General features: G+C 42.0%; 12 protein-coding genes and 1 pseudogene. 3 read left to right on the top strand and 10 right to left on the bottom strand.

Annotated features, from left to right (window positions below):
* Positions 1 to 38 precede the first annotated feature (38 nt).
* From MAHAU_RS09005 to MAHAU_RS09030, 6 genes are all read right to left on the bottom strand, one after another.
* Positions 39 to 1,784: a type 2 periplasmic-binding domain-containing protein gene (locus tag MAHAU_RS09005; RefSeq protein ID WP_013781417.1), complete on the bottom strand. Its 1,746-nt coding sequence runs from the start codon at positions 1,782 to 1,784 to the stop codon at positions 39 to 41.
* Between the two features lie 142 nt (positions 1,785 to 1,926).
* Positions 1,927 to 3,555 carry a response regulator transcription factor gene (locus tag MAHAU_RS09010; RefSeq protein ID WP_013781418.1) on the bottom strand — a complete coding sequence of 543 codons (1,629 nt, stop codon included), beginning with the start codon at positions 3,553 to 3,555 and terminating at the stop codon, positions 1,927 to 1,929.
* Entirely contained in the window at positions 3,540 to 5,294 is a 1,755-nt protein-coding gene (locus MAHAU_RS09015; RefSeq protein ID WP_013781419.1) for a sensor histidine kinase, read from the bottom strand. The genes MAHAU_RS09010 and MAHAU_RS09015 overlap by 16 nt, the downstream gene beginning before the upstream one ends.
* Positions 5,295 to 5,378: 84 nt before the next feature.
* On the bottom strand, positions 5,379 to 6,644 hold the full coding sequence (locus MAHAU_RS09020) for a glycoside hydrolase family 140 protein (RefSeq protein ID WP_013781420.1): 1,266 nt from the start codon (positions 6,642 to 6,644) through the stop codon (positions 5,379 to 5,381).
* Between the two features lie 19 nt (positions 6,645 to 6,663).
* Positions 6,664 to 7,545 (bottom strand): MurR/RpiR family transcriptional regulator, encoded by an 882-nt coding sequence (locus tag MAHAU_RS09025; RefSeq protein WP_013781421.1) that lies wholly within the window; start codon positions 7,543 to 7,545, stop codon positions 6,664 to 6,666.
* Positions 7,546 to 7,556: 11 nt separating this feature from the next.
* Positions 7,557 to 7,889, bottom strand: a complete 333-nt coding sequence (locus MAHAU_RS09030) for an FGGY-family carbohydrate kinase (protein WP_041644035.1) — start codon at positions 7,887 to 7,889, stop codon at positions 7,557 to 7,559.
* Positions 7,890 to 7,998: 109 nt separating this feature from the next.
* On the opposite strand from MAHAU_RS09030, the pseudogene tnpA reads away from it, so the two are divergent.
* The 3 genes and pseudogenes from tnpA (at position 7,999) to MAHAU_RS09045 (ending at position 10,049) form a co-directional block, all read left to right on the top strand.
* Positions 7,999 to 8,409 (top strand): annotated as a pseudogene (gene tnpA / locus MAHAU_RS09035) (IS200/IS605 family transposase).
* A gap of 4 nt (positions 8,410 to 8,413) precedes the next feature.
* Positions 8,414 to 9,745 (top strand): RNA-guided endonuclease InsQ/TnpB family protein, encoded by a 1,332-nt coding sequence (locus MAHAU_RS09040; protein ID WP_049783356.1) that lies wholly within the window; start codon positions 8,414 to 8,416, stop codon positions 9,743 to 9,745.
* A 7-nt stretch (positions 9,746 to 9,752) separates the two neighbouring features.
* Complete coding sequence (locus tag MAHAU_RS09045; RefSeq protein WP_041644037.1) at positions 9,753 to 10,049, top strand: SDR family oxidoreductase; 297 nt, start codon at positions 9,753 to 9,755, stop codon at positions 10,047 to 10,049.
* Positions 10,050 to 10,117: 68 nt separating this feature from the next.
* On the opposite strand, the gene MAHAU_RS09050 is transcribed toward MAHAU_RS09045, so the two are convergent.
* From MAHAU_RS09050 to MAHAU_RS09065, 4 genes are all read right to left on the bottom strand, one after another.
* Positions 10,118 to 11,320: an enolase C-terminal domain-like protein gene (locus MAHAU_RS09050; RefSeq protein WP_013781423.1), complete on the bottom strand. Its 1,203-nt coding sequence runs from the start codon at positions 11,318 to 11,320 to the stop codon at positions 10,118 to 10,120.
* Between the two features lie 82 nt (positions 11,321 to 11,402).
* Positions 11,403 to 11,738, bottom strand: coding sequence for a cupin domain-containing protein (locus MAHAU_RS09055; protein WP_013781424.1), 336 nt, complete (start codon positions 11,736 to 11,738; stop codon positions 11,403 to 11,405).
* 27 nt (positions 11,739 to 11,765) lie between these two features.
* On the bottom strand, positions 11,766 to 12,848 hold the full coding sequence (locus tag MAHAU_RS09060) for a uroporphyrinogen decarboxylase family protein (protein WP_013781425.1): 1,083 nt from the start codon (positions 12,846 to 12,848) through the stop codon (positions 11,766 to 11,768).
* Positions 12,849 to 12,934: 86 nt separating this feature from the next.
* On the bottom strand, positions 12,935 to 13,696 hold the full coding sequence (locus tag MAHAU_RS09065; protein WP_013781426.1) for a sugar phosphate isomerase/epimerase family protein: 762 nt from the start codon (positions 13,694 to 13,696) through the stop codon (positions 12,935 to 12,937).
* Positions 13,697 to 13,808 lie beyond the last annotated feature (112 nt).

Here is a 13,808-nt window from a genome sequence, read left to right on the forward strand (position 1 = left end):
GATTAATAAGGGGAAGCATGTGCTCCCCCTGTACCATCCTACTGATTTTTGCTTTTCTGATACCATTCGTTGGCTTCTTGCGTCATAAGATCTCCGCCGTTATTATGGAAGTATTTGACCCAGGCATCGAAGTTCTCATCCACATTGCCTTCCATAACGGCTTTTATAAAGTACTCCTGAGATTTTGTAGCTATATCGCTGCCATACTTAGCCATAGCCGGCGTGTCGAGGCCGCCGAAAGCATCATAATACCAATATTTATCGGGTTCTGCGGTAGCCATCTTATGCGTTATGAGATCCGAGCCATTCTCAGCATTAAACAGCTTATACATGGCCCAGTTGACATCGAAGTTGGGCGACTTGGTGCCTTCTTTTATCCAACTATTCATCTGCTCGAACATAGTCTTAGCATCTACAGGAAGATCCGAGCCATCGCCGCCTTCGGCTATCTCTTTATTGACCATTTCGGCCACCTTGTAATTTTTGCCTATATTATCAAAGCTCACGACAGCATTCCAGAATTCCATATTGCCGCCGGGAGAGGTATCCCATACAGCGCTCGTAACATCCTTTAAGAAGTCGGGCTTGTTTTCAGGCTCGAATATAGCCGTTTTAAGATTTATCATCTTCATGATGGCTTCCGGATGTTTGCATTTATAGCTTATCACGTTGAAGTCATTGGCCCTGCTGGTCGCATATTGCTTGGCAGGCTGATTTGGATCGTTCGCCGTGGGTATCAGTGACCACTCTACATCGGCGTCGGGATTATTTTTCTTCAATGCCCTGCCCGCTCCTCCGTTCGGCAAATGCGTGCCATCGAGCATTAAACCCACTTTGCCTGCAGCTATGTCTGCCTGCAATTCATTGTTTGGATCTTTAGTAGCGAAGTCCCTCGCCAGTATCCCCTCTTTATACCATTCATGCATCCTAGCTAAAGCGGGTTTAATCTCCGGCTGTATTAGCCCGTATTCCAGCTTGCCATCCTTTTCTATCCAGCCATCACGCGCTCCAAACATACCTTTTACAAATTTCAAACCGCCGAAATTTTTATCAGCCGCTATACCATAAGTATCTTTTTTACCGTTGCCATCCGGATCATTGTCTCTAAAAGCACGGGCTATATTTTCTATATCCTCCAATGATTTAGGCGGCTGCAAATTCAGCTTTTTAAGCCAGTCACTTCTATACCATACCACATTATAAGTACCGTCCAAAGCGCCCGGGTTAGGTATGCCTATCATTTTACCATCATACATGGCACTCGTAAGAGCACGACCGTCCGCATAATTTAGATACTCCTTCACCAGCGGCGACGCCCATTTATCTACCACGTCCTTTACATCCATAGCCTTGCCGGCCATAGATATTCTCTGCGCTAACGAACCATACACAGGCATAAGATCGGGCAAATCATCGGTGGCTATGCACGTTGTTATCTTGGTTTCCAAAGGTTCTCCCCAGTTGGGAGCCGTCCATACTACATTAAGTTTTATATTGAGTTGATCCAGATATGTTTCACTCCACCAATTGTTGTTTTCATCCTTTCCCTCATCAAAGCCCATCCATGATGTCTTAACCCTGCACGCCGTGATCTCGATCGGCTCTGGATACTTGCCGAATGGATCTACTTGCGTATCACCTTCTGTTGTTCCCGCATCCGCCGTCTCGCTTTGCTCGGGCTGCTGTTTATCGCTTTCATCAGCGCCCTCAGGCATACACCCGACAAGTGTAAAGCTCAAAAGCAATACCAGAGCTAAAGACCAGGCAATCCATTTCTTTCCCATGTATTTACTCCTCCTCTTTCTGTTTGTTTATAACAACAAATATATTGTAATATGCCCGGGGCAGTATATCCATTAACTTTAATAACCTTTACTTTCACTTTTATAACATTAAAAAAGCGGGTCGTTAACCCGCCCTTTTATGCTATGTCAATGCTTGAACACCGCTTCTATACTCCTGAGGAGACATATTCATGTGCCTTTTGAAAAAACGCGTAAAATATGAAGCGTTATCGAATCCAAGAGTCAAAGCGATGTCTGCAATCTTGATTTCATTACGCATCAGCATCTCCTTTGCCCTATTCATTTTAATTTCGGCAATATAATTGGAAAATGTCATTCCTGTAATCTGTTTAAATAACCTGGATAAATAGAACGGGTGATAGTGGAGCATCTCTGCAAAACGGCTAAGAGATAGATCCTCATCTATGTGTTCCGTTGCATAATTATTTACAAAATCCAGTATTTCATTTGTGCCCGCACAGCCGCTTTCCTCTTTTTTCTTGAACAATTTATCGGCTATATCCGAAAAATATGATTCTACTTCATCCCAGCTTTGAGCTTCCGAAGGAACTTTTAAAATCAAGTCACCGTCGGCATTATTCATTTTGTTTATAACCGATAAAAAGTGAGATGTAAGGCTGAAAATGGCTTGCTGTTTTATGCTGTTATATCCTGGCGGAAGCTTTTTTAACGCCGCCATAATATCATCAAACATATTAAAAAATTCGCCGCGATTTCCATCGGATAGATGCACTTCAAGCGACGCTATTCTTTTAATAGCCAAATACGCCTTGCTTATAGCTTCTTTATCATTACAATTGCTTTCACTGCAAATTTGACTGATCGTTATAACGCTATTATCGATAAATGGACTTGCAGCCATAGAGATATCTAATTCTCTGAATGCATGTGCCAGATCATGCCATTGAACCGGATATTGAGCAACTGAAAACGATATATTTATGTCCAGCATTTCCGCGCACATCTTCTGTATGCTATCCAACCTGCCGATAAGCTTGGTTATGGATTGGTTCCAGACAGACACATCTTCTTCCAATGGCTGCAAAAGCCATAAAAGCCTTCTCTCATAAAGCAATGACGTGCAACACATGCTCTCCTTAAAGTACTCTTCTATCAAAATCTTGGTTTTGTATAATTTATCATGGGATATAACAGTGGTACTGCTAGAAGCAGGCTTACCTATTATAATAAAAACCGGCTTTGCAGGGCTAAGCGGAATTTCTACCTCTGAAAAACGCGATAATAGTTCATTTTCTTCATATTGATGACCATCCAGAATATCCGTTAAAAGGTTTTCGATAAACACAGATTTAATCAGCTTTAAGTTTTGAGCCGCACGTCGAACAATCTCGCTGTTTTTTATCTCGTCATCCAAAGCGTTCACGGCTTTTTTCACAGAGACTATAAATTGCTCTTCGCCCTCGGCTTTCAGCACATAGTCTATGCTATCATATCGCATTGCAGCCTGGATGTATTCAAATTCATCGTAACCGGACATCAAAACCACTTTAGTATCAGGCCAAAGCTCTTTTATCTTCCTTAAAAGGTCTATGCCGTTCATACCTGGCATACTTACATCGCTCAGCACTATATCTACATTTCTATTTCTCATTACATCTAAAGCTTCGAACGCCGATGTCGATTTCATAACATTCAGCAAACTCTCACCTAGCATATCCGAATTTATAAAGATGTCAGCTATATAATCGGCTATTATAGCCTCGTCATCTACTATCAGCAAGTTGTACATACCGTTTGTTCATCTCCTGTATAAATAACAATATCAGCTTTAAGTCCTCCGAGAACGCTTCTGCCCACTTTAACGCCGCTGTCCCGGCCAAAGCGTATACGCAGCCTATCGTTTACATTCTTTATTCCAGTACCTGCTACTTCTATACATTCAGGCTGAGATAGTTCATAACGCATCTCATCCAGTACTTGATCGGTCAGCTCTTCGCCGTTGTCTTCAATAGTTATATGCACATAATTCTGCTCTTTACAAAATGATACACGTAGCAAACCGCCGTTTAATTTATTTTTTAAACCATGCTTATAAGCATTTTCCACTATAGGCTGGAGTATTAGCCTGGGAACCCGAATATTTTTAATACATTCATCCGCTTCCTGGATCTCACACTTGATCCGTCCCTGAAAACGTATATTTTGTACCTCAGTATAATTTCTTATATGCTCGATTTCCTGTTCTAATTTCACGTCTCCCGGCAAAGCCTTTGTAATATATTGATAATAGCCGCTCAAATGCCCTGTCAGTTGAACGGCAGCATCATTATATCCAAATTCTATCAAGCCTTTTGCAACCAATAAGCTGTTATACAGAAAATGTGGGTTTATTTGATACTGTAATTGCTTAAACTCTGCATCTTTTAACATCAATTCCTTTCTGTAGACGTCGCTTATCAATTCTTTCAATTGGCCAACCAAATGATTGAATTGCTTATAAATATAACCGAATTCATCATTTTTCCCATAATCCACTTGAACATCGATGACTCCGTCCTCAACCTGCCTAAGCGCAGCTATAAGTTTCTCCAACGGCTTAGCTATCATGCCCCTTATCCATACACTAAACACCATAACCAGAAGCACCGTCAAGGCAGATATAATCCATATCCAGCCGCTAAAAGATTTAAGCGTTTGCATAAATCCACTCTCCGGCATATATATAACAAGAGCGCTGTGCAAAAATTGTGACGGGCTAAAAAAGATTTGATATCCTGTGTCGTTTATATCAACCTCACGGGCGATATCTCCATCAAATGGCCAAGCAGCGACCGCATCCCTTAATGCATCTTTTACATCACCCGATGATATATCCAATCCTCGGCCATCGCTTATCAGCAATGAGCCACCTCCTTCTACGCCCGCTATACTGACCATACTGGAACTAATAGCCTTTTGTGATATACGCGCGCTTACCAACAGCATATTGTCAGATCTATAAGGCATAGTTTGGCTGTAAAACTCCGGTGTCATATTAATATAATAACATCCATCTATATTACAAAAAGGCAAATTTTCGACAACGGTATTTTTTAGAAATATGTTGTATTCATTCATGTCGATAGGCATGATTGTTTGCGTTGTCACTTTTATGTTTTGCGATGGTAAATACACCGTTATTTCTTCTATATAGTCGTTCATATTCGCAACATTTCTCAGCGTATCCCTGACACGGTTTAACATTATAACTCTATCAACCGGCGATATAGAGGTTTCCGACCTGTTAAGCGTGGCTATGTCCGCATCGTTGAGCACATTGAGCTGAAGGCGCATAGCATTATACAATTGAGATTCTAAAGATGATATATAAAACTTACCTTTGGATTCCGCAGCTTTCAGCAGCTCATCCCTCACGCTGCTTTGCCCCTTCATAACAACGTACACGCCGGACATATACATTGGAAATATCAGCAATATAAACACCAACAATACTTTCCAAAAAACAGACAAGCGATGTACGCTTGGCATTGCATAATTACCCCCTATAGAACTTCTTTGCATATTGTGTCCGAGAACCCTTGCATAGCAGGTAGCCCTCGGACGATAAATATATTATTTCACTCCTATAAACAGAGCATCCGAGTTAAAATCGTGCATCTTTATAACAGATATATCGTCTCGAACTTCTACATTCGGTTTAGCAAACTTCCTGGTATAAAGCTCTATTAGCGTCCAATCATACCCTTCCAAATTCATTGCTATCCTTATATCTACATTATATGGCGCATATATAACAACTTTATTGGAAGAAGCCGACATTCTTATCTCGTGTGTATCGTTCAATATAGCTTCTTGTCTTGGGCTTAAATCGAACAGCTCATATATTTCAAAAATCTGTTTAGCAAAAGCTATATCCCATGCCCCTGGGAAGCGCAAAGCCGTCTCCCAATCAAAAGGCGTCCCAGAAAAACCCTCGCTACCGAACGATTTGCCTTTCTTATGCCATGACCATATACCATGTGCGCCATAAGTAACGCCTGCTTTAGCGCCGGATAGCAAGCTCTGCCATACAGCTCTGCGCACTTCAAAGGGTGAAAATCTGCCGTACCGGTTTCCATGAGCATGGCCCTCGTAACATGGTTCCCCGTTGACTATAGGGCGTTTTATTTCTTTGGCATAGAATTGTTCGGCCAATTTATATGCTAGATCCTGGCTCTCCAGCATATGGCTGGACTGATACATATAAAAGTCCAGATTCGGGTTATTTGCAAATGCATCGGTTATTACCTTCCCTCCACCCAAGTGCATGGTGGTCAATGCATTCTGGCTTAACGCTTTTATGGTATCAAGCGCTGTTGCATAATACCAACACGCCGTATCAGAATCCAAATCGGTATCGCCGCTTACAATATATACCGGATCGTAACGGTCAAATACATACACTATATGTTCGACATATGGCTTTACGGCATCTGCGGGCATGATATGCGCCGGATTGAATTTGGAGGCCCATGTATCCGGCACATAGTTACACCATAGCACCACTAGGGCGGGCATAAATCCACGTTCAACTGCCATTTCTATCATGGATTGAGCCCTGCCGAAATACTCTCCATTCGGCTTGAAAAAATCCCATTGACCATTCTCGTCCAATTCAAATGGCTTCACTCCTATATCGGATTGACTGGCATCCCACTGAGGTAAAATATCGATTTGCAGCGCATTAAAACCCTGAGTTTTCCTATAATCCAAATACTTGCCCCATTCTTCCAACGTAGCATTGGTAAAAACGCTCCAAACCGTATCCGCCAGATAGAAGAAAGGCTTATCGTTCATTATAAAATAATCTTTGGTAGGTGCAATTTGAATTTTGCTCACGATCAATTCCTCCTCATATTCATAATTTATTTATTTCAACTGCTAGATTGGCCTTATCGAGATTATATCCCAGCTTATCGCTTTGCCTGAGCAAAATATTCACATATAAGCTTTCCAGCACACACAGTTCTGCCAAGCGCTTGGACATAACCTCTCCTTTCACATATTCCGCGAAAGCAGCGGTCTGCAGCACTATGTCAGCGTTTTTGGCCAGCGGTGATATGGGATAATTGGTTATACATATTATAGTAGCTTGGGATATTTTAGCATATTTTGCCGCATCCACAACAGTTTTAGTTCTCCCCGAATGAGATATCGCTATAAACACATCGCCTCTAGCCAGCTGCGAAGCCGCTATAAGCTGGACATCGGGATCGGCTGACACATGCACATTAAGGCCAGCTCTGTAAAATTTTTGATATCCGGACTGTGCCACAGCGGCGGCGTCTCCGGTTCCGCATAACATGATCTTTTGCGCGTTGCATAAAGCCTCTACAGCCAAACCATATTGCTTTTTGTCCAATACATTTAGCGTATCTGTTAAGGCCTGTATCGACGATTGGAAAACCTTCGATACTATGGTGCTGTCATCATCGTTTACTTCTATATTCTCATACAGATGTACCGGGTCTGAGCTTTCTGTTTGAAGTAAATGAGCTTTAAGCTCCGGATAACCGGCATAACCAAGCTTCTTAGACAGTCGCACTAATGTCGCTTCGCTGCATCCCGCGCGTTGCGCCGCTTCTGTTATGGTAGCGTGGGATATGAAATCAGGCTGTTTCAACAGCAGATCGGCAGCTTTTTTTTCGGCATTTTTAAGCGAGTCATATACGGACTGTAATCTGACCAAACAATTATGAGGTATACTTTCCGCCGTAATCGAATCGATATCTAGAGGCATTTTCTCTCCTTTTATAATTGTCGATTTATACTCTTCAATGTATGGTATAGATCTTTATAGATATTATACCTTTTGTCATAAATATTGCAAGCCCTATAATTTGGCATATATACCTCGTTTATTGCTACCGTACGTTCCACCCCTTCGTCTACCGACCTATACGCTCCACATGCGGTACCGGCCAGTATGGCAGCGCCTAAACACGCAGCTTCCCTTATTTGTAATGTACATATATTGTGTTTTACTATATCAGCTTTAAGCTGAAGACCTTTTGGAGATTTCGCTCCACCTCCCACTGCTCGTATCTCGTTTATGAACATGCCGGCTTGGCTCATATATTCCATAATAAATTGGAGAGATGAGAGCCGCTTTTTAATTATATTGGATACTATATGGATACGATAAACTATATGAACACTTGTATTTACGCGATATCTGTGCTATAGTATATGCATGGATAAGAATAACTTAATTTATGCCAGAACATGCGTATATAACGTTAATTATCATATTGTATGGTCGGTTAAATATAGAAAGCCTGTTTTAACTGAAGATATACAGGAATTCCTTAAAGATCAGTTTACAAAAATAGGCAATGAAAAGGGATTCTCCATAGCTGCTATGGAGGTAATGCCTGATCATGTCCATGTATTTGCTTCAGCACATCCCCAAGTTGCGCCTTCCTATATTGTTAAGATGCTCAAGGGCATTAGCGCAAGAAGAACACTGATGCAATTCCCGCATCTTGCGCAATAACTGTGGAAAGGGCATTTATGGAACTCGTCGTTTTATATAGAGACCATAGGTTCAATATCCGAAGATGCAATCAAAAAATATATCGAACACCAAAATACAAGGGGGTGAAATAGTGAGATTAAAGAAAAATGAACCCGATACAAAGCAGAGGGTTATACAATTCGAGTTAAATCCCAATAAAGAACAATGCATTATATTAAGCGCTCTGACATATGCCTCATCAAAGCTTTGGAATGTGGCAAATTACGAGCGAATTACCTGGACGAAAGAAAGCGGCAATCCCTATCCGGACTGGTATGAACAAAAAGCGAGGCTAAAGGAAAGCTTTTGGTACAAAAACCTGCCATCGCAAACAGCTCAGGAAGTGCTCAAACAGCTGGACGAAGCTTGGAGCTCGTTTTACAAGCTGAAAAAGACCGGCGGTATAGAAAATCCAAGGCCGCCTAAATATAAGCATAGCAACTTCAATATACGGTACCTGAACAAAGGGTTTGTTATATCAGACGGAGTTATCAGGCTTACAGTACCAAAACAGCAGAAGTTGTATATGAAACAAAAATACGTTCTGGACACAGACTTTCTGTACATACAAATACCTGATAGATATAAAAACTTTACTGGCAAAGCAAAAGTCATCGAGATAATACCCATACCCAGGAGTAACAAATATAAGATTAATATTATCGTCGATTTGCCAGCAACCCAATATCAACAAGATAACGCAATATACATGGCCATCGATTTGGGAGTTAACAACCTTATGACATGCTATACGTCCACAGGCAAAAGCATGATCATATCGGGTAGGCAATTATTGAGCATAAACCGCTACTTCGACAAAGAGATAGCACACCATCAGTCGATAACATATGCGCAGCAAGCAGCGTCTGGGGCAAAGCACAAAAAGAGCAGCAGGCGGATACAACAGTTATATACAAAACGCAAAAAGCAGGTCCATCATCTTCTGCATACAGCCACCAAACAGGTTATAGACTTTGCTGAGCAAGAAGGGGTGACTGCCATTATTATTGGTGATTTATCGCATATTCGAGATGATAAAGACATGGGTAAAGTTAACAATCAGAAAGTTCACAAATGGCCGTTTAAGAAAGTAGAGGAGCTGCTTACATACAAAGCTGCTGACAGAGGCATATTTATTGACAAACAAGAAGAGAGCTACACCAGCCAGTGCAGCCCATATGCAACAGAGGTATCAGAAGCGAGCGCCCAAAAGAGCAATCGTAAATACAGGGGCTTATATGTGGTAGACAGTAAGGCCTACAACGCTGATTGTGTTGGAGCGTACAATATACTGAAGAAGTATCTGTGTAGGGTTGGCAAACCCAACCCAGCAGTAGTGGCGTTGGACACGCCGGAGATGTACCGATGGGATGGATATAGTTTCATCGGGAATCCGAAGCTCGCCAATTTATTGGCGATGTAGTTCACCCATGGCCACCGAGAGCATGGCCTATGAGCTGGCGCCTCATGGAATTCGCGTTAATGCAATAGCTCCCGGCTTAACGCTCAATGATGAGCAAAAGAACGAACATAAAGCTTTTATTGAATTAATAGAAAAATCCATACCTATGAGAAGAACAGGGCATGTCAAAGATATAGCTCAAGCCGCGGTATGGTTGGCATCAGATGAGGCCGATTATATAACCGGCATTACCTTAAGGGTAGACGGCGGATTGAATCTTCCAATGATGCAAGCATTAATAGAGGGGCGGCAAACCTTCATATAAAAACATGAATATAGGAGCTGTTTTTGATGTTATGCAGAAACAGCTCCTATGCTCCAAGCGATGCGTTTCTATGGCCGCACCGATGTACCGTCCGGTGTACGTGCCAGGGTCCACTGAGGTAATTCAGTGGAACATGGATATTTGGCTGCCAGATTCTCATCTATATCTATCCCAAGACCCGGCTTGTCATTAGGGTATACATAACCGTTCCTTACTTCTGGACAACCCGGGAATACCTCGAGCAGCTTGTCGGATATACCGCTCCATTCCTGTACGCCAAAGTTCGGTAAGCTCACATCTAGATGCACATTTGCTGCATGGCCTACGGGCGATACGTCTCCCGGTCCATGCCAGGCCGTGCGTACTCCGAACGCCTCGCATAAAGCAGCTAACTTTTTTGCCGGCGTTATGCCACCTATCTGGCTTATATGAACCCTTATAAAATCTATGAGGCGATGAGATATAAGCGGCACCCATTCCTGAGGATTATTGAATAATTCGCCCATAGCTATAGGTGTGGAGGTCTGATGACGCATCATCTCAAACCACTGCACCTGCTCCGGCGGCAGCGCATCTTCTAAGAAAAATAAACGATACGGCTCTAGATTTTTAGCCAATCGAACAGCCTCTATAGGCGACACACGTTCATGCACATCATGCAAAAGCTCTACGTCGAAGCCCACTTTGCTGCGCAAATATTCAAATAACCTCGGTACGCTTCGGGCATAAGCATCCGGATCGAAGTAAGCTCCGGGCAGCGCTCCATCCGGTCTGTGCACATCTTTACTGCGACCGCCATATCCGCCCATTTGACACCGTATATAACGGTAACCTTGGTCCATATATGCCCTGACGTTATCCTCCACTTCAGCCTCATCGCGACCATCCGCATGCCTATATACCGCTGCCGCTTCGCGGCACTTACCTCCCAGCAATTGATATACCGGCATGTTTGCCAATTTACCTTTTATATCCCAGAGCGCCATATCCACCCCGGATATGGCGTTATTTAACACAGGGCCATTGCGCCAGTAAGCGCTATTCATCGACGATTGCCACACATCTTCTATTCGTTGAGGGTCCTTGCCTATAAGAAATGGTTTCATATAATCCTCAATCGCTGAACGCACTGTTAAAAAACGCTGCGTGAACGTGGCACATCCCAAACCATATATCTCGGGCTCGGATGTCTCTATCTTTACAACTACTAACGGTATGCCTTCGGGTGCTGTAAGTATAGCCCGAACATCCCTTATGGTCAACTGTGACATCTGTTTAATATCCTCCATATTTTTACATGTTTCATATATAACCGCTATGCTTTTCAGAAGGTTATAGTACCAATATTTCGTCTTAACAGTCCACTTTATCTTCAGGGGCATAGGGATACTTTATAAATACCAACTTGACAGACTCATCAGTATCATTGATTATATCATGGGTATCGCCCGGCTCAACGCGAAAAGCATCGCCTTCTTTAACATGATACTCCACATCGTTAACATTTATAACAGGTATGCCTTTCATAAAATAAAATGTCTCTTCCACATGGTTATGATAGTGCTTTCCCAATGTCTCTCCAGGCTTTAGCAGCAGCACGCCCCAGTCTATATTTGGACCGCGAAACAAATATTTAGGACCGGAATCACCGTTGCGAAAGCTCAAATCATATTCATTGACCAATTGCATTTTATTTTGCCCCCTTTGAAATAACTCTCAATATTTGCCCAGCTCGAGACCCCTATCAACAAAATAGCGATAGGTCTCATAATTTACTGTATCAGGTATGGAATGATCGCTATGAAGTGCATAACCATATTTCCCTTTAACTATAGGTATTTTTGCTTCCAATTCACTATCGATCTTCTTTTTATCATTGGTATATAATACTCTTACATCTACGCCGCCCATAAACGACAATACATCACCGTAATTTCTATATAAACGCAATAAATCCATGCCTGCTTTAACCTCTATAACCTGCAAGCAGTCCATACCCGCCTCCAACAATCCTGGTACTAAAGGTTCTACATAGCCACACGAATGAATAATTACAGGAAGCCCATGACTTTTAGCGAATTGAAACGTCCTTATGTGCCCCGGTTGTATTATTTCTTTATACATGGCGGGTGACATAAATGGACGTTCCTTAAAGCCCATATCTTCATAAAACCATATACCATCTGGATATCCTTCTTCTGAAAAAAGGATTTCCTGTAATTGCACAGTCAGATTGGAATATGTATTAACCATATCTTTTACCCACTCCGGATCCAACGCCATGCCCATCAGCATGTATTCATGTCCGCACACCGGATGCATGAGTTCGAATACATTTACTCCGGACCATACAAAAAAGCGGTTTTTATCAGCGGCATGTTTTTTAGCCTTTCTGTAAGCTTCAAAGTTTATTCGCCTTCGGTCAGGCTTAAGCAAAGGTTTTATGTGCTCTTCCCATCCTTGCCTGTCTTTTACCATAAAATCAATATGTTCCGGGGTAGTATCATGCAATTTATGATGACGTAAAAGAGCCCCGTTCCCATCTCTCATCGATACAGTTTCTTCTGTTTCTTCTACTACCTCAGGGATAAAATCGAGATCGGCCGTCATGTTAAAAGGCCAGCATTCATCCATATCAAAGCCGAAATGATCAGCAAGATTCTCTCCGTTTTTCAAGTGACCCTCTTCAGTCCATTTTTTCTGAGTATCCCCCCAGAAGTGCTCGTACAGTCCTATACGATCTACGGGCCTGCGTTTCAATATGCTAGCCATGCGCTCAACGCCAGTCATGCTATTCATAATTATTATCTCCCATCTTATAATACATGTAAATATAGCCAAGCTTTTTACGCCTGGCTATATTTACATGTTTGCTCAATATGCGATCACCAGTATTTTTTTATCAGCTCTATAGTTCTTCGAACGCCCTCATATTGATCACCGCGGCCTTCGAACTCCACTGACAGGCAACCGTCAAAACCGCTTTCTTTTAATATATCCAAACATTTTTTAAAGTCAAATTCGGCTACTTCGCCATTTTCATCAAAATCATAGGTTTTGGCATGAGCTATATCAGCATACTTGGCAATTTTTTGCAATCCTTCATAGCGAATATCCGGTGCGAAATTTCCAAAATCAGGGCACGAACGAAAATAAGGAGAATTAACTTGTTCAAATAAGCCCACTATATTATTGGGATCAGCAGACAATCCACCATGATTTTCTAATAGCACCTTTACACCTACTTTCTCTCCATAGTCCGCCAGCTCTTTATAGGAAGCCGCCGTTATAGAAAGATCATATGGCGGTTCCTGCATGCCGGTATTAACCCTGATAGATGGACTTCCTATGTATGCGGCTATATCCATCCACAACTTTATCACTTTTAAATCAAAGTTGCGCTTTCGTTCTTCGCGATTGGATATATTGCCAGTATCTACCGGCATATTAACTACCGAAGCTTGAGCCTCTTGTAATTCTCTCTTTATCTCGTCTAGATAAGCTGAATCAGTATTGCGAAAATGCATAGAGCACAACTCTACGGCGTTGACACCATACCTGTCCTTAACAAAGCCAGCCATCTGCGGAAGTGAAAAATCCTTGTTGACATGGTCTCTTAAACTCCATGATGAAACTGCAATATACATACCTACCCACCTCTTTCTTAATTATGAATATACTATAACACCCTCTATTATATGCGTCAAGCACATATTTACCAAAACCTTCGATTCGTAATATATAACTGAAACGGGTGAT

Source organism: Mahella australiensis 50-1 BON (assembly GCF_000213255.1).
Lineage (GTDB): Bacteria > Bacillota > Clostridia > Mahellales > Mahellaceae > Mahella > Mahella australiensis.